16 protein-coding genes are annotated in these 23,471 nt (G+C 56.2%); 7 read left to right on the top strand and 9 right to left on the bottom strand.

Going from position 1 to position 23,471, the window contains the following annotated elements:
• Positions 1–158: 158 nt before the first annotated feature.
• The gene (locus tag UH5x_RS24680; RefSeq protein ID WP_047815170.1) at positions 159–650 is read left to right on the top strand and encodes a hypothetical protein; all 492 of its coding nucleotides are present in this window, start codon (positions 159–161) and stop codon (positions 648–650) included.
• Between the two features lie 323 nt (positions 651–973).
• On the top strand, positions 974–2,347 hold the full coding sequence (locus UH5x_RS24675) for a prenyltransferase/squalene oxidase repeat-containing protein (protein WP_482634002.1): 1,374 nt from the start codon (positions 974–976) through the stop codon (positions 2,345–2,347).
• A gap of 221 nt (positions 2,348–2,568) precedes the next feature.
• Here UH5x_RS24675 and UH5x_RS24670 read toward each other — a convergent pair whose 3' ends face one another.
• Complete coding sequence (locus UH5x_RS24670; RefSeq protein WP_482636068.1) at positions 2,569–3,828, bottom strand: outer membrane protein assembly factor BamB family protein; 1,260 nt, start codon at positions 3,826–3,828, stop codon at positions 2,569–2,571.
• A gap of 292 nt (positions 3,829–4,120) precedes the next feature.
• On the opposite strand from UH5x_RS24670, the gene UH5x_RS24665 reads away from it, so the two are divergent.
• A complete protein-coding gene (locus tag UH5x_RS24665) occupies positions 4,121–6,481 on the top strand; it encodes a peroxidase family protein (protein ID WP_482634001.1) in 2,361 nt (786 codons plus the stop codon).
• A 113-nt stretch (positions 6,482–6,594) separates the two neighbouring features.
• Here the strand turns inward: UH5x_RS24665 and UH5x_RS24660 are convergent, their stop codons facing one another.
• The 3 genes from UH5x_RS24660 to UH5x_RS24650 all read right to left on the bottom strand — a co-directional run bounded on the left by UH5x_RS24660 (position 6,595) and on the right by UH5x_RS24650 (position 9,779).
• Positions 6,595–6,915 (bottom strand): hypothetical protein, encoded by a 321-nt coding sequence (locus UH5x_RS24660; protein WP_482634000.1) that lies wholly within the window; start codon positions 6,913–6,915, stop codon positions 6,595–6,597.
• A gap of 13 nt (positions 6,916–6,928) precedes the next feature.
• Positions 6,929–8,932 carry a serine/threonine protein kinase gene (locus UH5x_RS24655; RefSeq protein ID WP_482633999.1) on the bottom strand — a complete coding sequence of 668 codons (2,004 nt, stop codon included), beginning with the start codon at positions 8,930–8,932 and terminating at the stop codon, positions 6,929–6,931.
• 301 nt (positions 8,933–9,233) lie between these two features.
• A complete protein-coding gene (locus UH5x_RS24650; protein ID WP_482633998.1) occupies positions 9,234–9,779 on the bottom strand; it encodes an EF-hand domain-containing protein in 546 nt (181 codons plus the stop codon).
• Positions 9,780–10,141: 362 nt separating this feature from the next.
• On the opposite strand from UH5x_RS24650, the gene UH5x_RS24645 reads away from it, so the two are divergent.
• Positions 10,142–10,783 carry a hypothetical protein gene (locus UH5x_RS24645; protein WP_047815166.1) on the top strand — a complete coding sequence of 214 codons (642 nt, stop codon included), beginning with the start codon at positions 10,142–10,144 and terminating at the stop codon, positions 10,781–10,783.
• Between the two features lie 37 nt (positions 10,784–10,820).
• Positions 10,821–11,384, top strand: coding sequence for an ECF-type sigma factor (locus UH5x_RS24640; RefSeq protein WP_482633997.1), 564 nt, complete (start codon positions 10,821–10,823; stop codon positions 11,382–11,384).
• Positions 11,385–11,411: 27 nt separating this feature from the next.
• Here the strand turns inward: UH5x_RS24640 and UH5x_RS24635 are convergent, their stop codons facing one another.
• Positions 11,412–14,366 (bottom strand): SHD1 domain-containing protein, encoded by a 2,955-nt coding sequence (locus tag UH5x_RS24635; RefSeq protein WP_482633996.1) that lies wholly within the window; start codon positions 14,364–14,366, stop codon positions 11,412–11,414.
• Positions 14,367–14,588: 222 nt separating this feature from the next.
• Here UH5x_RS24635 and UH5x_RS24630 point away from each other — a divergent pair, with 222 nt between their 5' ends.
• Entirely contained in the window at positions 14,589–15,749 is a 1,161-nt protein-coding gene (locus UH5x_RS24630) for a transposase (RefSeq protein WP_482633995.1), read from the top strand.
• A gap of 446 nt (positions 15,750–16,195) precedes the next feature.
• Here UH5x_RS24630 and UH5x_RS24625 read toward each other — a convergent pair whose 3' ends face one another.
• The 3 genes from UH5x_RS24625 to UH5x_RS24615 all read right to left on the bottom strand — a co-directional run bounded on the left by UH5x_RS24625 (position 16,196) and on the right by UH5x_RS24615 (position 19,077).
• Positions 16,196–16,468, bottom strand: a complete 273-nt coding sequence (locus tag UH5x_RS24625; protein WP_482633994.1) for a hypothetical protein — start codon at positions 16,466–16,468, stop codon at positions 16,196–16,198.
• A gap of 112 nt (positions 16,469–16,580) precedes the next feature.
• Positions 16,581–17,897 (bottom strand): outer membrane protein assembly factor BamB family protein, encoded by a 1,317-nt coding sequence (locus tag UH5x_RS24620; RefSeq protein WP_482633993.1) that lies wholly within the window; start codon positions 17,895–17,897, stop codon positions 16,581–16,583.
• Positions 17,898–18,144: 247 nt separating this feature from the next.
• Positions 18,145–19,077, bottom strand: a complete 933-nt coding sequence (locus UH5x_RS24615; RefSeq protein ID WP_482633992.1) for a LamG-like jellyroll fold domain-containing protein — start codon at positions 19,075–19,077, stop codon at positions 18,145–18,147.
• A gap of 237 nt (positions 19,078–19,314) precedes the next feature.
• Between UH5x_RS24615 and UH5x_RS24610 the strand changes: the two genes are divergently transcribed.
• Complete coding sequence (locus tag UH5x_RS24610; RefSeq protein ID WP_482633991.1) at positions 19,315–21,465, top strand: alpha/beta hydrolase family protein; 2,151 nt, start codon at positions 19,315–19,317, stop codon at positions 21,463–21,465.
• Between the two features lie 165 nt (positions 21,466–21,630).
• On the opposite strand, the gene UH5x_RS24605 is transcribed toward UH5x_RS24610, so the two are convergent.
• Positions 21,631–23,427, bottom strand: coding sequence for an arylsulfatase (locus tag UH5x_RS24605; protein WP_482633990.1), 1,797 nt, complete (start codon positions 23,425–23,427; stop codon positions 21,631–21,633).
• Positions 23,428–23,471 lie beyond the last annotated feature (44 nt).

Genomic DNA, 23,471 nt, shown 5'->3' with positions numbered 1-23,471 from the left:
TGACGTGTCCATGCGAGGAGACTGACCGTGGCTGGCGTTGCCCAGATGAAAATTCGGTCAAGAGTTCAGCAGGAGAACCGAGAAGTTTTAAAGACGAAGCTCTCTTCAACGGTGACACGTCCTGCTCTCACGGGGGTGGGTGATATTTTGGAACGTCCATGGACGTTCCACCGATCGCCGATGAGAGAGACACGTTGTATCAAGACCCATTTGACAAACCCGCGTCCAGCATCCCACCAACAAGCGGCATCGATTCGACGGCTGATGCCCGCGGCGTAGGAATCACAGACGAAACGGCCGCCCCGATCCACGCAAGCTTTTGGAAAAAGATTTTGATCGGCGCCGTGGTCACGCCGGTGGTTGTGGGAGGCATGTACAGGAAATTCGTCGTTCGCAACGCGGACCTGAAGCTCGACCTCGACCCGCTGATGGTCGGACTGATCCTGTCGCTCTCCGCTGTCGCCGGAGGTTTTCTTGGCGCGCTGTTGGCATGGAAAGACCGTGTGGAACATCGCCTTGCGAACAACTTGCCGGTCAGCTTTCCCTCTCGTTTCCTATTCGGTTATGGAATTTGGTCCGTGATTCTGGCATGGGCTCCGATGGCATTTTTGGGGACCATCGTCGCTTTGATGCTTTCGCTATCGAATTGATTCGAACGCACAAAGTGTGACATTGCCCCGAAGAAAGCGTCCTTTGAAACAGGGGCGTGAACCGTTTGACCGCGTGACACGGATGGTTGAGGCCTTTTCTTATCAAAGGTCGTTCCATGATCCTGTCTTCCGTTGCTCTGCCGAAACGGCACTCCCGCGTTGATTCGCAGCAGCACCCCCAGCCACGAAAACGCTGGCGTGAGAGTCCGCCGAAATCCGACTCCTCTGCCAACCCAGAACCTCCGCAGACCGGTGAGGCGAATGTCACCGACGGGTCCATTCCAGCAAGAATTCGTACCTGGAGCCGTCAAACTCTGAATGAAATGCCTTCCTGGTTGGTCAGCTTGGTTGCGCACCTGGCCGTGCTGCTGGGTCTGGCACTGATCAGCCGTTCTGCTCACCAAACCGACCGCATTGAATTGCAGTTTCGACAATCGGACGATCCCGTCGCGGATGAACTGGTCGAATTTTCAATCGCCTCGGTGGCGCCCCTGGATGCACTCGAAACCTCAATCGAAGAGGACCAGGTCGACATTGAGGCACTGGATTCATTTGCTCTGATCGAGATCAGTGACGAAATGTTCTCGGCGGTGCCGAAATTGGACGCGGACCTTTTCGATCCGACAGTTTCCTCGACAAGTTCCGTGGCCAAGCCAGAGAACATGTTCGAAGGACGTCGCGGCGCAATGAAACAGAAATTGCTAAGGAGATATGGTGGCGATCAAGCGACCGAAGATGCGGTCTCGGCAGGCTTGGTTTGGCTCAAACGGCAACAGCTCCGCAATGGAAGTTGGAGCTTGCACGGGCCGTACGCCAACGGTGCTCGAGGGGAGAACCAAACCAGCGCCACCGCAATGGCAATGCTGGCCTTCATGGGTGCCGGAAGCACTCACCGCGGTGGCCCCTATCAAAAAGAACTGCTCCGAGCAGCACGTTGGCTGGTCGCAAAACAAGACAGGCAAGGGTTCCTGGCGGGATCGGAAATGGGGCACGAACGGATGTATTCGCAGGCCCAAGCGACCATCGCACTGTGTGAGTTGTATGCGATGACCGGTGATTCATGGATTCGTCCCTACGCACAATCGGCCTGCGATTTCGCAGTTGCCTCCCAGTCACCCCAAGGCGGTTGGCGGTATCAACCTCGGATGGACAGCGACACGTCGGTCACAGGTTGGTTCGTGATGGGACTGAAGAGCGGTGATGCCGGCGGCCTGGAAGTGGACCCATACATTTGGCCGAAGATCGAACGCTACTTCGATTCGGTTAGCCAAGGGTACACAGGCGGCTATTCCTACATGCCGAACCTCGCCGCCAGTCCCGCGATGACCGCCGAAGGCGTTTTGTGTCATCAGTATCTCGGTCGTCCACGCACCATGCCGGGGATGGCACAAAGCTTGGACACGTTGGTGCAAAACCATCCCGTCAAGGCAAACGAAGCCGACGTCTACTATTGGTACTACGCGACTCAGGCGTTGCACCACTATGGAGGACCGCTGTGGAACCAGTGGAATGAGGAGATGAAGGCCACGTTGCCCGCTCGCCAAGAAAAACGGGGTCGTGAGCACGGAAGCTGGTCGCCGACCGGAGACGCTTGGGGTGGCTACGCCGGTCGCCTGTACACGACGTGTTTGTCGATCTATTGCTTGGAAGTTTACTACCGCCACCTGCCGCTGTATGACCATGCGGAAGTCGACTGACTCAGAGGTCAGACGGCTTCCTTGCATCGCAGATTCCAGTGCATCAACTTCACTCACCTTCTCAATTCCCGCCGCTACTGAAGGCTAGAGAACTGGAACTCGTCGAGAGCTTCCGTTGGCACCACCATCCGCCGAAAGCCTTGACAACATTCGCTACGAACTGCCTCGAAACACCAAACTGCGGCGGCGAACTCGAATGCAGAGCGAACCGAGCCCCCTGATCACTTGCCTTCCGCGATGCAGTACAGCGATTGGTCGCTACGCAGATAGAGCTTTTGTTCGGAGACCGCAGGGGACGCATTGAAATCGGTTTTGTCGGATTCAAAGATGTTCTGGGCGATGGGACGAAAGGAATCGCCTGGGCGATAGACCAGCGTGCCGCTACGACGGGTCACGACATAGATGTAGTCACCGATGAGGACAGGCGAAGCGTAGACCGGGCGACCACTTTCCAAGTTGTTGACTCGTTCGCGGTAGATGACCTCGCCATCGTCGGCCGAAGTGCAGTACGCAATTCCGCGGTCATCGATCCAATACAGCTTTTTCTCATGCAACAACGGTGTGGCAACGTAAGAACTGGATCGATTCGTCCAACGAACGTGGGAATCCGTCACGTCATCGTCCCCGCCCGCTCGGACTGCGATGCTTCCAGACGCTCGGTAGCCACCAAAGCTGTAGACGGTGTCGCCATCAACAATGACCGAAGGGGTGACGTTGCCGGTCATGGGAGACTCTGCAAACCATTTCAATTTGCCCGTTGCAGGATTCAACGACCAAATTTCGCCGGGCACACTGATGACCAACTCCGACTCGCCTCCCTCGGTTGGCACGATCCGCGGTGTTCCGTAAGTCAGTTCCAACATCCCAGCTTCTTGACGCCAAACTTCTTTGCCGGTGCCTTTGTCCAGCGCATAAATGGACTTGGATTCTTCTGCCGCATTCACGATGACCAAGTTCTCGAACAAGACCAAACTGGCCGCTGATCCCCAGCGGCGATTGCTCGATTCCTTGCCAACGTCCACGCTCCAAAGCGTTTGCCCGTTGAGATCGAGGCAGTGAACGCCTCCCTTCCCCAGAAAGACAAAGACATTCTGCCCGTCGGTCACCGGCGTGTTGCTCGCGTAGCCATGCTCGGTGATGTATCCCTGGTAGCCGTCTTCGCGATAGTCGACTGGAAAATCGACCGCCCAAAGTTGTTCGCCACTGTTCTTGTCAAAGCTCAACACCTGGCGTTTCGTAGTGTCATCGCCAGCGACATAACAAGTCACGATGACTCGATCACCGACAACGATGGGACTCGAGGATCCACCGCCCGGCAAATCGACCTTCCAAGCCAAGTGATTTGCGTCGTCCCAGTTTGTCGGAACCACCTCGACCGAGTGCGCCGATCCGCCTGGGCCCAGAAATTCGGGCCAGTCACCAGCTGACGACAGGGACACCGTGGCGAGCGAACACAAGCAAACAAAAATGAATCGAAACATCATGAAGGTGGGTGCTATGAAGGAATGGATTGGACAATCGCGGAAAACTTGCAGTGACTTTCGCTGAAGAGGAATGCGACATCCATCAACAAATCGGGACATCAAAAACGAAGCAACAAGCCTGTTTTCGTGACTCGAAGAGCCATTCAAGCCCCTGAGCGGCATTTCCCGCCCCCGAAACGTGACATTTCGCGAAGAATACCACACCTAAAAGAAAGACGGGTCGCTCTTCAGAAACCGACGCGTCCTCGCACCTCCAATTCTTCTCTTCAAAACCCGCACAGGTGTCGCGATGGCAAAATTCTGGAATCGTTGGATCGGAGGCCCCCAATCGTCACGCAAGAACCGTCGGCGGCGAACTTCACAGCGACGTCGCTTGCGATCCGAGACGCTGGAGACCAGAAAACTGCTCGCGGCTAATCTGTTCCACAACGATGTCTTCCCCGAAGACGTCAATGAAGACGGTCAGGTCTCTGCGATTGACGCGTTGGCCATCATCAATCAGATGAACAGCGACAGCGCAAGTGGCTTGAGTTCGCAGTTGCAGGGCGCTGACAGCGAAGGGCAGCGGGTCGAAAACTCACGCCCATCCCGAGGCCGAATGACCGATGTCAACAACGATGGCCGAGACACGGCGCTCGATGCACTGTTGGTGATCAATCGACTCAACCGAGACCGGGATGCCAACAACAAAATTGACCGTCCGGATGAAGTCCCCGAAACACCAAACAACACCGATTCGGTTTCCGACGAAGTTCGTTCCATCGATGGGACGGGCAACAACATCGAGAACCCCGAATTGGGATCCACCAACACGGAGTTGTTGCGAGCCACCGAGAACGACTACGCCGATGGCATTTCAGAACCCAGCGGAGAAGACCGGCCAAGTGCTCGTGAGATCAGCAACACCTTGGCCGCCGCCGACCCTGAGGGAACCACGAATGACCGCGATTTGACTTCCTTTGTCTACGCATGGGGACAGTTCATCGACCACGACATCGACTTGTCATTGACACAGGATACGGAGGGAGAGTCGTTTGACATTGAAGTGCCAGAGGGCGACGCGTACTTTGATCCATTCAGCACTGGTGAAGCCACGATTGACCTGACAAGATCCGTGATGGCGGACGGAACCGGAACATCGGCCGACAATCCAGCCGAACAGGTCAATGCCATCACAGCTTGGATTGATGGGTCACAGGTTTATGGCAGCGATCAAGAGACCGCGGACTCCCTGCGTGAATTTGTTGGCGGTCGTCTCCTGATCACAGAGGATGGCTTGTTACCAACCGACGAGAATGAGGGCTTGTTGGCAGGAGACATTCGTGCCGCCGAAAATGTCATCCTGACATCGATGCAGGCCCTGTTCGTCCGCGAACACAATCGATTGGCCGACGAGATTTCGGCGGAGAATCCTTCCCTCAGTGACGAGGAAATTTACCAAGAGGCCCGTGCGACCGTGATCGCAGAAATGCAGTCGATCACCCTCAACGAATATCTTCCCGCCTTGCTGGGCGAAGATGCGATTTCGGAATACAGCGGGTATGACTCGGCCGTGGATCCCTCGATCGCCAATGAGTTCTCTACCGCCGCGTTCCGATTTGGTCACACGACGCTGAACGATGAGTTCCGATTTGTCGACAATGATGGCAATGAGATCGCGGAATCGATTGCACTGGCTGACGCGTTCTTCCAGCCTGAGTTATTGGAGGACACCGGGATCGACCCGCTGTTGAAATACGCTGCCTCGTCACTGTCACAAGAAGTGGACTTGGAAGTGGTCGATAGCCTGCGGAATTTTCTGTTCGGTCCTCCCGGTGCCGGTGGCTTCGATCTGGTCTCGCTGAATATCCAACGAGGACGAGATCACGGCCTGGCAGATTTCAACTCCACCCGAGAAGCCTACGGGCTGGAAGCGGTGGAATCGTTTGACCAAATCACCAGCGACGCTGACGTCGCCGCCAACTTGGAAGCCTTGTATGGGGACGTCAACAACATCGACCTGTGGGTCGGGTTGCTGGCGGAAGACCACACCGAAGATGGTTCGCTCGGCGAAACTGCAACGGCTGTCATCTCGGACCAATTCGAGCGACTTCGCGATGGCGACCGGTTCTGGTACGAGAACACGATGACGGATCGCGAAGTACGCGAAATCGAAAACACTTCATTGGGTGACATCATTGCGAGAAACACGAACGTCAATTCATTGCAGGAAAACGTGTTCTTCTTCTCGCCGACAATCACCGGCACGGTGGTCGCTGAGCAAACGTCAACGCAGGTAGAAAACAACGCCCGGGAGCGTCCTGATCGACTGAACTCATCCAGCATTGTTCCTGATGGAGATGTGGAATTGCTAGCGCGTGATCAGTCCCACAATGCGATGGGCCAAGACGATCGTCGCGGCAACAATCGAGCGGAACCGATGGTTGGCGTGGCAGTGGAATTGCTCGATCGCAATGGTGACGTGGTGGACATTGCGACCACGGACGAACAAGGAAACTATCGTTTCACTGACTTTGACCATTCCGGTTCGTACACCGTTCGAATGAGTTCGTCGGACGGCTACACTGTGCTCGGAAGCAATTCGTTGGAGGCCCAGATCAGCAATGGTGAAGAATCGCTTCGAGACATGGACTTCACGGTGCTGGTCTAGCAACACGTGAAGTCTGGAGAACACGCGTCATTCCTGTGACAACGTTCCACGACGCCGCCCGAACTGCAATCGCCCTGCATCATTCTCGATCCAGCCGAGCACTCACCGAACAGTCAGTGCTGTTCGATAAGGCTCAGGGAGGTTTGTCGAATTTGGTCAATCCGGGAACTCAACGAAGAGGCTTTGCCAGAGACCTTCCGGCAGGCCTCTTCGTGCAGCACCAGGGCTTCCATGAGATCGAACCATGGCGATGGACTGCTCAGTTGGTTCTGACGCTGCAGTTCGTCGAGCTGCCTTTCTAAAGACAGCGTCGATCGCTTCAAAGCTTGTTGAGCGAGCTCGAAATCACCTTGAAAATGGTAGGCCAATGCCAGAGGTGCATCCACCATGTATTGGGCTGGCCACCGTGAATCCGCTCCCGCTTCGAGGAACAAATCAACGGCCGATTCAAAGGCTCCTGCGCAACTCCGCCAGCCCCGTGATGAATTGACAAACGCACAAGGGAGAACTATCGGGTGGTCGAAGCCGGCCAAGGTAGTCACGTTGCCGACGCTCATCAGGCGACCCCGGATTCGCTGGCTGGGCCGGTGGCCCAAATTGACGTTCCCACAACCAGAAATGAGCCAGGTCAGCGTTTGCGTCTTCATCAATGGAATCATCGACTGAATCTCCCACCATCAAGCCCCGAATCAATAGCCAATCAGGTTCCTCCGACTCTTTCATCAACTGGACTTGGTATTGCTCTACCAACCGCTGGTATTCTTCCGGATGCCCCGTGAATCGAAACAACGCCGGGACGCCCCACCACTGAGGCTGATTGGTGCGAGCACCATTTGCGAGCGCAATCGCATAGTCCTCCGCGGCTTCCGGCCAAAGATGCAAGCGAGCGTAAAGCTGGGCTCGCTGTACCCGCGGCAAGTAGTAGCTGGGCTGAATTTCCACGGCGGCATCGTAGTCGCGGGCGGCCTCGCTCCATTGGCCCGCATTGAGATGGGCATGGCCACTGGCGACAAGCTCATTGGCCTGGGTTAAGTGAGTGGCAAACAGCTCGACCTCCTGCTTGGCAGTGATCGCCTCCGCTTTGGCGACCATCGCGCCGCGCAACGCTTCGTCCTTCGCATTTCGTTCTTGAATTGCCTGGGACATTTGCCAAAGACTCGCCGCTGTGCCCAAAACCATGGTGCATCCGACCACCGTCGCGGTGCCAATCACCACTCGATTCCGGCGAGCAAATTTCTGGAATTGATAGAACTTGCTCGGTGGTCTCGCGGTGACCGTTTCGCCCTGCAGGTAGTGCCGGATGTCTTCCGCCAAGGAGGCAGCGGAATCGTATCTGCGAGTCCGATCCTTTTCCAATGCTTTCATCACAATCCAGTCCAAGTCACCACGCAGGTCAGAACTTAAACTTCGTGATTGAGAAGGGCCAATCCCGCCGGACTGAATCCCCAAGCTCCGGATGCGTTCGGCGGTCAAGGTTGACAGCCGCGTGCTGGGCCGCGGCGGTTCTTCTTCCCGAATGATTCGCCGCATCTCGTCCAACCCCGCGGAGTCCAGTCGACCACGATCAAAGGGCGTTGCCCCCACCAGCAATTCGTACAGCAGCACACCCAGCGAATAAATATCGCTGCGAGTGTCCACGTCGAGACCGCTCATCTCGGCTTGTTCGGGACTCATGTAGAGCGGCGTTCCAATCATCGAGAAAAAACGCGTGTACACGGTTTTCTCCGTCAGCTTCTGCCCCAGCGCCTTGGCGACCCCGAAGTCGATCACTTTCGCGACCGCTTTTCCGTCGTGCAGAGTCACCATGACGTTGGATGGTTTGATGTCTCGATGAATCACACCTTTTTGATGGGCGTGATGGACGGCGGAACACACGTCGATCATCAGATTCAGACGATCGCGCACATCCAATTGCTTTTCGTCACAGAACTCGGTGATGGGTAACCCACGCACCAATTCCATGACGAAATAGGGGCGGTGGTCCGCGGTCACCCCCGCGTCGAATACCTGAGCGATGTTGGGGTGATTCATCAATGCGACAGCCTGGCGTTCGGCTTCGAACCGAGCGATGACTTCTTTGGAACCGATCCCGGGCTTGACGATTTTCAAGGCAACACGGCGACGCACCGGTTGCTCTTGTTCGGCGACAAAGACCAAACCGAATCCACCTTCGCCAATTTGTTCCCTCAGTTTGTAAGTGCCAATTTGCATCCCGATGTGATCGACGGACTCATCCATCAGTTCACTGGCCAGGGACGGCCGACTACGGTCAGCCCCGATGGGATGATCCAACAATGCCGCGGGTTGCTCATGGGCGGCGAGCAAGCCTTCCACCGATCGTCGAAGATTCAGATCCTCGCCGCAGGCAGAGTCCAAGTAGGCCAATCGGTCGTCGAGATTTTCTTCCTCAATCGCCTGCAAAAAGATCGCTCGTTCAGTCGGGTTGGTCATGACACAATCGTAGCCTCCAGGTGTGTTCTCGGCTTCTAGCCTGGGACGATTTTGTACTTCCCTGGCAGAATGCCTGTCCATTCTCACCATTGAAATCTCCGCACTGAGATGAATCAGTCACGGGCGGGGCGGAGGCAGGATCTGTCCCAGTTGCTCTGGCGTGAGGATCGACGAAAGCTCTTTATCGAAGTCATCCGGGCAAAGAAGGAGGAAGCCAATCAAGAAGAATTGAAATGGCCTCAAAGTGTCCGATCCTGCCGCTCATGGTCAAGTCTCGAGCAGCAGAGTTGGCCACGACACATCATTGAGGACGTTCGGGTCGTTGGTTGGGACGAGCTTCACCGCCGGCTTCCATTGGATTGGGTCCTTGAGGTGGCCGAGCACTTCGCAACTGAGTTTCCTGTTCGTCCGTCAGAATCGCGGCCAAGCGTCGGGTGACTTCGGCCTGCAACGCGGCAAGTTGTCGAGACTGACGTTCAGTCAGGTTCAGCGACTGTGCCACGGGATCCGGCAAGACTTGTCCGGGCTCGGTGGGAGGCCCGTGTTGACCACCGTGTTCCCCCTGCGGTGGTTGCCCTGGATTTCCAGGTCCTGCGTTGCCGTTCATGGGGTTGCCGTTCATGGGTGGCGGACCACCGCGTCCGAACTGGTTGCCGCGACTCTGGCTTTGCATCGCAATCAGCAGTTCCGATTTGGTGACGCTGCCGTCCTGGTTGGCGTCCGCCGTTGTGAACAGCTGCAAAATCATTTCGGTGGGAGGGCCACCGCGTCCGGGTGGTTGGGCCACGAGCAGATTGGGAAGACAGAATGTCCCGGCGACGGCGATGCACTGGAGTGTTCGAATCACGTTTCAACCTCAGAAGAGAAAAGAGACGACCAATCGCGAGCATGCTTGGAAGAAAATCCAACAACCAATTGCCCAGAGACCAGTCAGGTTGGAAGGGGACAAACCCACTTGAAATGCACGTTCCCTGCGACAGGAGCGATCAAAAAAGAGTCTGCCGAGAACCCAATGCGCCGCCAACAGCCATGGGGTGACACGCTTTCTGAACTTTATCTGAGGAAAGGTGCGATTCCAAAAATCATCGGGAATTCGTTGGTGCTTTTCAAAAACAGGGGCAAGAGTTGGAGTGTCCTACACCGACATCGGTGATGCGTCCATCTGTTGTGACGCCCATTTGAAGCCTCTCGTTTGAAAGACACCATGCCATGAATCTTTCTGGTCTCAGCTCCGCTGTCAGCAGCCAAACATCATCGACTCAATCGAATCGCCAAGGCCCTCCTCCGCCGAATGAAGAGCAGCTGTCCAGCGCGCTCGAAACGGTCGGCGTGGACGACACGACCGCCACGAAGGTGCTGGCTCAAATCGACGACGCGATTGCCGAGTTGAAATCGGAATCGTCGGTTGGCAACAACCCGCAAGCGTTCCGCTCTGCAGTGGAAGAAGTCTTGGACGCCAACGGGATCGATTCCGCAGAAGTCGAACAAGCCCTGAGAGCCAATGGCCCATCCGGTACAAGTGAAGCCGCTGGAGCGAGCGGCCCTGCCCGTGGCGGACGCCCCCATGGGCCGCCGCCCCCACCACCCGAAGACGAAACCACCACCAGTTCTCTCGAATCGGCATTGCTTTCTGCAGGTGTCGATGAGTCATCAACCGATGAATTGGTGAGCCAGATCATTGACTCCTTGGAAGAACTCGCGGTTGAATCCGATGGAAACGCATCCACGGACCAAATTCGCGCGGCGCTGACCAGCGTGCTGGAAGAAAATGGTGTCGACGCCGACGCATTTGCTCAGGCCATCGCAGGCGATATCAACGAAGCCGGTCTCGTCATTGATCAATACGCCTGAGCGACGAAGGCATGTCGGTTCAGCTACAATGGCCCCGATGAATCCAGACATCACGCGAATCCTGACGGCCATCGACGAAGGCGATCCCAACGCGACAGGGGATCTGTTGCCCTTGGTCTATGACGAATTGCGGCGATTGGCCTCGAGCCGAATGAATCATGAAAAACCCGGGCACACCCTGCAGCCAACGGCACTGGTTCACGAAGCTTTCTTGCGACTCGTCGGTGGCAACGATCCGCAGCGTTGGGACGGTCGAGGCCACTTCTTTGCCGCCGCCGCAGAAGCGATGCGGCGGATCCTGATTGAAAACGCTCGCAGCAAGGGACGCACCAAGCGGGGTGGGAATCTTGTTCGTCGTGAACTGGACAACGATGTCGCTTCCGTTGACACGCAAGACATCGATGAACTGTTGACCTTGGACGATGCGCTGAACAAATTGTCCGAGGAAGATCCCGCGCTGGCGAAGCTGGTCGAACTTCGCTACTTCACTGGGCTGACGATCGAAGAGACCGCTGAGATCCTCGGTGTGTCTGCCCGCACCACCAAACGCAATTGGGCCTACGCAAGAGCGTGGCTGCAACGCGAGATGAACCCGGGCTGAGAACCAGTCACGCCCGTTGCCGCAGCCTCACTCTTCTCGCAGGAAAACTTCCAAATCGCTTCCGATGGAACCGACTGCCGCGACACCGGTGCCATCCGCTGAAACGGCCAGCGATTGCACATAGCCTCTGCCGACCGGAAACCGGTGCAAGCGAGCATTGCGTTGAAAGTCCCAGACATCGATTTTGGCGCTCCCACCCGTGATCAAGCAACGGCTGTCCGAAGTGAAACGCATCGACCAAAGAATCTCATTGCCGATCAATGGCATGAGTTCACGGAAGGTCTTCAAATCCCAAACTCGCACGTTGTAACTGTCACCCACCGCCAACCACGCCCCGTCTGCCGAGAACGCGGCGGATTGCCCGGAACTCCAAGAGCGATTCAAAGGCCGTTCGCTGATTGTCTGCCCGGTATTCACATCCGTGGTGATCAATCGGTGCCCATCCGTTGCCAGCAATGTTTTTTCATCGTCTGAGATATGAACCGCTTTCAGGGCACCTTGGAACCCGCCGATCATCGCGACCTCGCGTCCAGACTTCACCTCCCAGCAACGAGCGACTTTGCCGGCCCCGCCTGAAATTGCCCAGCGACCTGATCGCGAAACTTCAATGCAATTGACTTCTTTGGTGTGCCCGGCGAACTGACCCTTTGGTCGCATCAACCCCTCCGCCGAGACAGAGAAGATTGAGATGTGGCCGGTTTGCCCTCCCGCAATCAATCGCGATCCATCCGGTGTGAACGTGCAGGCCGTCACTGCTTGCAGGATTTCTAGTTTGGTTTGTTCGGCAACGATGCTTTGGTGTTGGATGTCAAACAGCGTGATCGTTCGGTCAGGACGCCCTCCCGCCAGAAACCGTGTGTTTGGGCCAAAGGCGAGTGACTTGATGCCCCAACGCAAATCTGTGAACCTTGCTTTCGCGACCAGGTTCGTCGGCAACTCATGCGACGGATTCGCGGATCCAGGCGTGCGGGCGTTGGACGCGACCGGGCCGCGCCTCTCCGAGGGAGACATCGCACGCGAGGCACCGCTTTTCAGACGAGGCGACGATTGGGATGGAACATTTGACAGATGCGTTGAGGGCGAGTTCGTCCCATTGGAACGATCCACCGCGTGCGCTTCAATCAAACCGAGATCCACGCAAGCATCGGAGAACATTTCTTTGAAGACATCGCGTTTGATAGTGCCGCCGCTGATCTGCAACGAGCTGAAAACGCGTGCCACGCGAGAAGCATTCTTCAGGCGGTTCAGAAATTCATCGGCCTGCAGCCCGAACTCACACGCGACTTGTTGCAGGTCAATGTCTTGGATGAACCGAGCCGCCATGGCCGACACGGATTCGCCGCTGCGGCTGATCGTTGTGATCCCCAGTTCATCCAGTGCATCGGCAAATCGCTTGGCATCCCGGTCGATGATCTGGTCCAGTTCGCTCGCTTGACGATACAGAGCCAGAATGTCATCCGCATCGTCGAAGGCGGATCGGTTGGCTTGAACCGCCGGGCCAACTTCATCTCGTTTGGCGATCATTCCCGCGTAGTGACAAGACATGCACGACACGCCGTTGGTCACTGTTCGATCAGGCTGTTTCGGGTCACTGACGATTTGCGTGGGGCCCTGGTCGATGCGTTGTCCCTTTTCATCCGTCAGCAGATAGCCTTGCAAGCCGTTGGGCAGAGTGAAAATGATTTCGCCGCCGTCATGTCGAAAAGAATTCCGGCCCTGGTTGGGACCAAGCGGGTACTCAAACAGATTTTGAAAGCCCGTGTTGCTGGCAAAGTCGTAGCTCTTCCAGTACGAGCCATAGGGTGACTTGTGCCATTCGATCAAACGGTTGTTCTGCGAGACACCGGATCGATTGAACGCCGCTCGGATGGCCATTTCCTGATTGATATTGGCTTGCACGTTGACGCGCAGCATGTGCTCCAGATCCGCATCGGTTGGAGGCAGATTCAGCACGCTGTGATACAGCGGCGGCTTGGATGCGGCGAAGACAAACCAATCGACTCGCACGAATGGCATCTTGGTTTGTGTCCGGTCGGAACACGACAGCGCATGCGGAGTGGACAGACGAAGGAAGTACGGGTTGGCATCTTCGATCGATTGCCAAATCGTCTGGGTCCAGTGAACCTTTCGAATGTCGAGGCGAAAGACCGTGCGGGCAGGATCAATCGCTTCGGGAATGATCAAGTCCGCGTTCCACGACAGGCTGTTCAGCAATTTGGCAAACGCGTTGCGATAGGTCTGCAATTCATCTTCGCTGACGCCCGCGTTGTACAAATGGGTCAACGTGAAATAACGCATGAACCGTTGCGACCGCTCAGGTTGCTGCTGAAGATCTCCATCGATCCATTCAATGATTTGTTCATTGGTTACGAAGGGACGCGATGGTTCGTCGGTGAATGTCGGGGCCCCCGCAGCAATCCACTGTTCGATCACCTGGGTGTCACGCGGGCTCAATCGTGGTTCTTCATCGACCGGAGGCATCACGCTGTCATCCTCCGCGTGGATACGTTCCAACAACAACGAATCAGTGCCAGGTTCCGCAATCGTTTTCGCGAGCTTGGCCAGGTTCACGACAAAGTTGAATCCACCCTCGCTGGTTCCATCTTCGCCATGACAACGATGGCAGGCATCCCTCAACAGCACCTCGGTTCGCTCCGCCAATTCTTTCGGTGAAAAGTTCAATGCCTCCGTTGCGGCTGAACTCGGTTCAACGGCATTCATCTCGGCCGTATGGATCTCGCCCGGCTTCGCATTTGGTTTGGATGCCATCTCCTTCAAATAGACTTGATCCTTTTCGCTCAATTTCGCAACCGGAATGCTGATGATCTTTCCGTCAGGACGTTCCAGGACCACCTTGGTTCCGTGAACGAGCACCAACTTGGCTTCGATGCGATATTCCCCTGATGAGTCCGTCCACTCACGTGCCTGCAGCGCGGACGGTGCCAGGAACGCAAACACGAGCAAGAACAACAAGATTCGCATGGCATCCGAACAATTGAATGAAGAGACAGACAGAAACCTGGGGCAGTTTGCAAGCAACATCCCCCGCCTCACAACGCCCCAAAGGCAAGCGTCACCTCCAAGTATATCGCAGCACACACCACCAAGGTATTTCTCCATATGGTGCCAGCCACCTTCATTTGACTTTGCTGCGGCGATGCATAGGATGCTTTTGTCTTGCCAATCCCTTTGGAGAGCAGAGCGATGCCGCGGCCTCAGCGATGTGAGCAGTTTGATCCAAACGAAGTGGGAATCGTGCACGTGGTACAGCGATGTGTGCGACGCGCCTTCCTCGCAGGGGTCGACCAAGCGACTGGCAAGGATCACTCGTTCCGCAAAGAATGGATCCGCAGGCGGATGGAAGCCCTGGCTTCGGTGTTCGCGGTCGACGTTCTTTCGTACGCGGTGCTGAGCAATCACATGCATCAGATTCTCCGCAATCGCCCCGATGTCTGTGCTCAGTGGAGCGACGAGGAAGTCGCAATTCGCTGGCTGCGGGTCTTCCCCGGCAGACGCCTCGAAGAACACCTGGCCGAGCCGACTGAAAACGATGTTCAGATGCTGGTTCGCAACAAGGAACGTCTGGCCGACGTCCGCCACCGCCTGTCCGATATATCTTGGTTCATGCGAGCCCTGGCTGAACCGATTGCTCGAATGGCAAACAAACAAGACGAATGCACCGGTAGGTTTTGGGAGGGACGCTTCAAAGCACAAAAAATCGTCGATGAGGCAGGGTTGCTCGCGTGCAGCATGTACGTCGATCTGAACCCGGTCCGGGCAGCGATGACGGCAAGTCCCGAGACCAGCCCGCACACCAGTGCCTACGACCGAATCGAAGCTCGCAAGGGCGAACGAATCGCTTCGGCGGCCTTTGATCTGAAACCGATCCCGACAGAAGAAGCCGGACGAGAAATTCGAGAGACGCCGGTCGAGGTTCTTCAGCAAAAACGAAAAGCCAAACGACGCAATCCAACCGGGAAACGCATCCGACGAGACGAATGGTTGAGTCCACTGACGCTGAACGAAACCAAACTGTCCACCGAACCGCAAGTCCACACGAAGGGGCTCCGCAGCAGCGATCGCGGATTCTTGAACATCCGCTGGAGCGACTACAAACGGTTGTTGGACTGGACAGCGGCGCAGTCCGTCGCCGTTCGAGTCGCTGAGCTGCCAGCGCGTCTCGCTCAAACGCTGTCGGAGGTCGGAATCGACGCTTCGATGTGGCGAGACTTGGTGTGGGACTGGCAGAAGTACTTTGGCAAAACCAGCTGCATCGGTCGTCCTGAATCGATGAAAGCGGATGCCGAACGAACCGGCCGCCACCACCACCGAGGCCAGGTCCAAGCCGCAGCCTGCTTCGGTTGAGCAGGCCCGAAGCGATCGCCGGCCTTCACCGTGGTGAATGAGACGACGGAACAGTTGGGGACAACGGTTCGACTCTGATGCGCTCATTCCACCAGAATCACGAGGTCGACACCTCTCGGCAGACGATCGTTCCCGCGAATGCTCGTTGAAACCATGGGAGTCGTTCCCAATCAGCCATTGAAAACGCCGGAAGTCTCGCGACGCCAAAACCAACAAGGTGGCTGGCACCTTATAGAAACAATCCACAAAGTGCCTGGCACCCTATAAAAAAGCCGTCTAGAGAAGAGCATCCAGGCCGCTGCCAGATTTGGCTGAACAGAACCGAAGCAATCGCAGGCCTTCATCGCGGCTCATGAGGCGACGGAACAGTTGGGGACAACTGTTCTACTCTGATGCGCTCACTCAACCGCAAACGCGAGCAGAGAAATCAGAAGGTGGCTGGCACCTTATAAGAAGTGATAATTGATTGGGGGTTTCCGTGCGTCGCCATCTTTGGTCGTCGGGCGAGAAAGAAGCTCACCGGCCGCATCCAACATCTCTTGGGTGGAATGATAGTCTTCCGAAAATCGCTGCTTCTTCCACTCTTGTTGAATAGCCGCGTCGTTTGCACCAAAATGCCCGGCGTTGCTCAGGATGTAACGCAGGCCGAATGCCAGCGTGACACCTACAAGCCAGAGGAACCATCGTTCGAATCGTCTGCGGCGAACACGATCAGACATTGGGGGCAATTGAATGAGAGTTGCACCACAGAAAGGGGCCGGTACCTGACTGGGTATCATTGCGGAAAAGTTTTTTTTGCCGACAGAGGGCCTCTGTCGGCTACGTGGTTGTTCAGGGTGCTTGGATCTTGAACAGGAACTCTTTTCCACGAACGAAGATCGCGCCTTTGGAGACGGCAGGGCATGCGGAGGTCGCCATCTCTGGCACGTCGTTGGTCGCGATGATCTCGGGTTCTCGTTGAGCCTTCACGACTGTTCCCAGTCCACTTTGGTTGAAGAAGTACAGACGATCGCCAGCGAGAATCGGTGACGCCAAGTAGTCGCCGGAAATACGTTTCTTCCAAAGTTCCTGACCGTTGTTCACATCGATGCACGACAACACACCGTTGTCGGTGACCTGAAAGATGAGTCCATCGTGCTCAATCGCTTTGGCGAAACGAGGGTTGCCGCGTTCACGCACCCATTCGACGTGCGAGTCGGTGACGTCGCCTTGGGTGGACTCATCCAGCCGGACCGCGACAAGCTGCGCCCCACGGGAACCGGTGTTGATGATCGCGAGCTTCTTTTCTGGCAACCACAACGGTCGGATGCCTGCGTTGTAGCTCTTGTGTCGCAGCGTCCAGAGTTCTTTGCCGGTTTCCAGATCGTAGCTCTGCATCGCTCGAGCACCGACGGACAGGACTTGCGTTTGCTCGCCAACTTGGACAATCGCGGGTGTGCAGTAGGCTTTCCGCAGATCGCCGTCACGCAGTGGCTTGCCGTCATCACCGAGATCTTCATAGTCGGTGCTGCGATCGGTCCGCCACAGCGTTTTTCCGGTTTGCGCATCGAGTGCCGTCGTGTATTGCTGGTCGACGCCGTCAAAGGTCAGCACCAATTTGTCACCATACAAAACGGGCGACGAACCTGGTCCCCGAAAATGCTGGCACGGCAAATCGCGTCGTTGCCAAATCACCTCAGCGGTCTCGGCATCCAGCTTCGCGGTTCCATAGCTGCCGAAGTGAACGTAAACGGCCCCTGGCCCCAGCACACAACTCGGTGCCGCGTAATTGTTGAATCCGACAGCACCTCCAAGCTCTTCCACCTCCTCGTTCTCAAACAGCAATCGGTCGTGGAGGATCTCGCCAGTTTGCTCATCGATCGCGATGACAAATTGCTGCTTCCCATCCGAGGTTGCTGTCGTCAGCCAAATCTTGCCCTCACCGATCACCGGCGACGAGTGACCTTCATCGTGCAAAGGAGCCTTCCAAGCAACGTTCTTGGTATCCGTCCAGTGAATCGGAAGCGGATCGGCATCCGCGTCAGCGACAACGCCATCCAGGGTCGGTCCATGTCGATCGGGCCACTGCGCCGAACCTTTCGGTGCCGAAATGACGAGCGACGCGGCGAAGACGATCGCAAAGAGAAAATTCAAAATCAATCGAGTCATGACGGTCGCTTGCTCGAGACGCGGTGGGCAGAGGGAGGGAGGATCAACGCCAACATTGTAATCGACGTTTGACGCGAAGAGGATGTCGAGCGGCCTGCTCTCCACGGCAATCGCTCCCGAAACGCTTGACGGGCTTCGCATCGAAATGCTTCACCGCGTCACCGACGCGATTTCGCTCGGAAACGGGGAATTGAATTCCGTTCCCGGAAACGGTCGCCTGCCTCGTGAAAGAAGCGTCAACCGAGAATTACTGTTGCTTCAACCTGTCCGTCGAAAATCCAGTTTCCGTGGCCAAGGCATGCAGTTCCTCATCCTTGAGCGCACGATCATAAACGACCAAGCCCGCGATTCGCCCTCCGAAGAAGTTCCCCCATTCGTGATTGCGATCGACAGCCCCGACGGTGAATGCTTCTCCATCCGTGCCACCATCAAAAAGTCCTTTCTGGTAGCGGAATGGATTTGCGAGTGCCAGCGAATCCAAGTTGCCGTTGACGAACACGCATGAGTGCTGACCGTCGTATCGCATGGCAATGCACACCCACTGATTTTGCGGGATGACGGTGGCGCCAGTGCTGTAGGTGGTGCAGTATTCTCGTCCCGGGGTGGGGCCGCCAACGGCCGACACATGCCCGTGAACTCGGTTGCGAATCGGGTGTCGAACCAGCACACCCTCCTCCTCCTCCAAGTATGCCGCCTTGGCTCCGTCAACGAACAGGCAATACTGGCGTTTGCGACGAGTCTCTCCCCAAACACCCGCGATCGCCTGCCAACTTTCTGTTGACTGACGCTTGATCCAGGCCACCACTGTCACTTCCGCCTCCGGCCCATGAATGTTCAGACGTCCCAGTTTTTCGCGAGGAATGCTGAACCACTGGCCTCGTTTGAGCTCCGCAGCATAGGGACCAAAGATCCCATCCTCGACGCGTTTGATCGGGCCATGTTGCTCAACCAGTTCGAAATTTCCACCCCGCCGCCGAGTCCCTGCGTCTTCCTGGAAATCCCAAAATGCAATTTGTCCTGGGAGTGCAGGTAGCGAACGGGACTGGGCCGCCGGGACGGTTCCCGTCTCGCCCCCCTCGTCCGCATGCACTGAATGGAAAGCGACAATAGGCAGCAAGCTAAACGCCAATGCGAACAGGCGAAGCAGAGCTTTGGAAACGTCGTGGGTTGAACTCTTCATCAGACAAATCAATTGGAGTTGGCCAACGTCACCGAAACCGATTCGGCACGCATTCTTTGAGCCAAACGATCGTAACACGCGTCGCCGCAGTGCGTGCCCCAGTGCCCGTTCACGTTCGACAACAAACGAAAACAGGGTGGCTGGCACCATTCAGGCAAAGGGAAACGCCAGGCCGGACTCCTGTCTGATAAAATCTGCCCGCACTGCGAACCGACATGCCAACCGGGAGACACCTTGATGATCAACGCACTCTGTCTGATTCTGACGCTTCATGTTGTTGGGCCACCCGTCGTTGAGGACTTGAACGTTCTGGACGGCGGGAACCCCAACGGTCCAACTTGGATCGATTGGAACGATCCCGGACTGATGTTGGTGCATCATCTCAATGGCTTGACCCGCGAATGTTTGGCATCGCGTGAAGACGAAGTCAGCAAACTGAATACGGCGGAGGAATGGAAGGCTCGCCAAATCAAGGTTCGGCAGACGCTCGATCAAATCCTCGGACCTTGGCCCAGTCGATCGCCACTGAATCCTCGAGTCACAGGCACACTGCGGAAAGACGGCTATCGAGTTGAAAAGATCGTCTTTGAGTCGATGCCCAATTTTTACGTGACGGGAGCACTCTTCATCCCGGAGGGACTCAAAGAACCGCGGCCTGCCATCTTGAAAGTCATTGGACACTCTGCGTCTGCTTTCCGACGAGACCTCTATCAAAACGTCATCCTGAACCTGGTTCAAAAGGGGTTTGTGGTGTTCGCGATCGATCCGCTGGGACAAGGCGAACGGCTGCAATACTTTGATCCGAAAACCGGGAAGTCGACGGTGGGTTCCGCCACCAGAGAACACTCGCATGCTGGCGTGCAGTGCTTTTTGACGGGACGATCGATTGCTCGCTACTTCATCTGGGACGGCATCCGTGCGATCGACTACCTGACAACTCGGCCCGAAGTCGATCCAAATCGCATCGGTGTCACGGGATTGTCGGGAGGTGGCACGCAAAGCAGTTACATCGGGGCGGTGGACGAACGGGTTCTCGCCGTCGCACCGACCGGCTTCATCACCAGCATCAGTCGCCTACTGGGATCGATCGGGCCGCAAGATGCCGAACAAGTCTTCTATCACGGGCCGATGCTGGGAATCGATCATGCCGATTTGCTGGAAGTCCGGGCTCCCAAACCGACGTTGCAAGTCACCACGACGCGAGACTTCTTCAGTATTCAGGGGGCTCGTGAAACGGCCGCCGAAGTGCGTCGGGCCTTTCAAATCCTCGGTCATCCCGAGCGATTTGATCAAGTCGAAGATGACTTCGGACACGGATTCACGAAGCAGAACAACGAATCCACCTACGAGTTCTTCCAGACGTTTCTGGACCTGCCTGGCAGCGTGGAAGAACAATCTTATCCGTTTTTGACGGAGGCGGAATTGACTGTCACGGAAACCGGTCAGGTTTCCACGGCGTTCGAAAGTGAGAACGTTTTCAGCATCAATCGGCGGGAGGCCAAACCGCTGCTGGAGAGACTGAAAGAGAGCCGGCGAGATTTGGACCAGCATCTCCCGCAGGCGTTGAGCGAAGCGACAAGGTTGTCCGGCTATCGCAACCCCGAGGCGGCAGTGGCTCCGGTCTTCCGCGGCCAATACCAACGCGAAGGTTACCGAGTTGAGAAATGGGGAGTGCCGGGTGAAGGCGAAACTATCATTCCGACGTTGGTGTTTGCTCCCGATGAACCCGGCACTCGGCCGGCGATCATCTACGTGCACGGCGAGGGCAAGACGACGGATGCCGCCGCGGGTGGAAAGATCGAAGAACTGGTGCGTCGCGGGTACGTGGTCGCGGCACCGGACCTGCTCGGATACGGCGAGACAACGTACAAGTTCCGGCAAGGGCACGCTCCCGTGCAACCATTCTTCAATGCGTTGATGTCCGGCCGAAGCGTGGCGGGAATCAACGCGGGAGACGCCGTACGCGTCATGAATTTTTTGCAGGACCGTGACGACGTGAAACCAGACCAAATCGGTGCCATCGCGATTGGTGATGTGGGGCCGGCGTTGTTACACGCGGCGGCGTTTGAACAGCAAATCCAATGGTTGGTGCTCGCGGATTCTCTGATGGATTACCAAGGCATCGTCAATCATGAACTGTATGACGTGAACGCCAACTCGTTGGTCGCTGGAGCTTTGACCGCCTACGACTTGCCCGATTTACTGGTGAGCATCACGCCACGACGTGTCGCGGTTGTGCAACCGCGAACGCACCAGCAAGAAACGGCCACAAGCGATCAGATCGCATCATCACTGGGCTTTGTCCAGAAACATGCGAAAGATCGGTTGCGCGTTGAAACGGAAGCAACCGATCTTTTGGAATTGGTCCAGTGGTGTGTCGCTCCCTGATGGTTGACTGAACGAACGCCACTAGTGGTCTGTCAGGACTTGTTTTTAGGGTAGTGGACGAGGCCACGAGTCCTGAACTGGCGTAAAACCCAAGGACTCGTGGCCTCGTCCACTACGATCGACCCTAACTTTTAACTTTGACGGACCACTAGAACTCTCTTGCGATCAATCCTGCGTCGTCAGGAAGACTTGGTGGACGCCAGCGCTGATGGAATCAGACAGGGTCACCGAGAGAGTATGCGGGCCTGCCGGTATCGTTGCTTCCATGACATGACCACGCCGTTCGCCCGGTGCGACATCGAAGGTGTGCGTCTCATCATTCAGGTGGAGCGTTGCGGTTCCGCCGCGATGATCTTTGTCGGTCAGGATCAATTCGACTTCGTAGCGTTTCTCCTCCGGAGCGTCCAACAACCAGAAGCCAGTGGAGTTCTTCGCCCAGGGACGACCGCTGGAGTGTCGCCAATCTTGCCGTGTCAAAACCGTTTGCGGTTCATGCTCGGTGCCGATGACGATCCGAGGCGGTGCGTAGTTGTCAGGACGAGTCGAGGAAACATCATCGAACCACTTGGAATAAGCCTCTTTGAGCCGCTGAACGATCTCAGGATGTTTGTCGGCAAGATCGTTTTGCTGCTTGGGATCCTCTTCCAAGTTGTACAGTTCGAACTTGGGTTCGCCTTCAAAGCGTTCTTTGCCAAAGCCACTGGGGTGAACCAATTTCCACGGATGTTCGTGCATCGCAAAGTGATGGAATTTCTGAGGAACGTTGCCTCGGTGAGTTTGAAAGGCAATCGATCGCGTTTCCCACTGGGAGTCGTCCATTTCGCCGGTCAGCAATGGTAGGAAACTCTTGCCATCGAGTGCGGGCGATTCCGGAACCGCGACTCCACAAGCATCGAGCAACGTCGGCATCAAATCGATGTGAGCCAACATCACGTCCGACGTATCACCCGGTTCCACTTTCGCTGGCCAATGAAACAACAATGGAGAACGAATGCCGCCGTCATCCACCTGTGTTTTGCTGCCTCGCATGTTGCCGACAAAGCGACGCGAATTGGGACCGTTGTCATTGAGGTAAAGCACAATCGTATTTTCGCGAATTCCGAGTTTGTCGAGTGATGCGAAAAGTTTGCCGACGTTTTGATCGATGTTGGTGATCATGGCAGAGATCCGAGCCAGTTTATCGAACTCAGCCACGCGGCGTTTGGCGGGAAGTTTGTTCACCAGGATCGGCGAGAAATCGATTTGCTTGTACTCTTGATAAAGTTCCTCCGGCACATCATGGAACGGGCCGTGCGGTGCGTTGGTCGCGATGTACGTGAAGAAGGGCTTGTTCGAGTCGGTTTGTTCGCGAGCGAAGTCAATCGCAGCGTCGAAGAAGATGTCGGTGCAGTAACCTTCCATTGCCACTTCGTCGCCGTTGTGAACCAGCGTTGGGTCGGTGTACTTGCCTTCGGCTCCAATGGGATCCGAAGGCTGCCCGATACCGCCGCCACGGTGAATCAAGCTCTCGTCGAAACCTTGGTCCATGGGCCGCATGGGGTAGTTGTCGCCCAGGTGCCATTTGCCAAAGATGCCGGTTTGGTAGCCCGCTTCGCTGAGCCGTTCTGCCAGCGTGACTTCGTCCGGATCCATCATCGCTCGACCAACATACGTGTCGATGCAACGCGTTCGGTAGTTGTATCGCCCCGTCATCAGACTGGCTCGAGTCGGGGCACACACGTTGCTGACATAGAACCGGCTCAAGTAGCCGCTCTGCGTTCGCATTTGATCCAGCGAAGGCGTGCGAATGATCGGGTTGCCCATGAACCCGTAGTCACCGACTCCCTGGTCATCGCTCATGATCACGATCACATTGGGACGATCTGCTGGGTTGGAATCGGCCGCTGAAGCCGCCGGAGATGGCAGGACCGAGCAAGCCAACAACACGACGCTTGCGGAGGCCAAAAGAGAGATGGTTTTCATATGGGGACCTGGTGAAAATCAAAGGTGGGAGGCGTTGTTCAGAA

The sequence above is a fragment of the Rhodopirellula sp. UH5 genome, assembly GCF_056839225.1.
The sequence above is the reverse complement of the archived record's forward strand: the minus strand, read 5'-3'. Positions and strand labels throughout refer to the sequence as shown.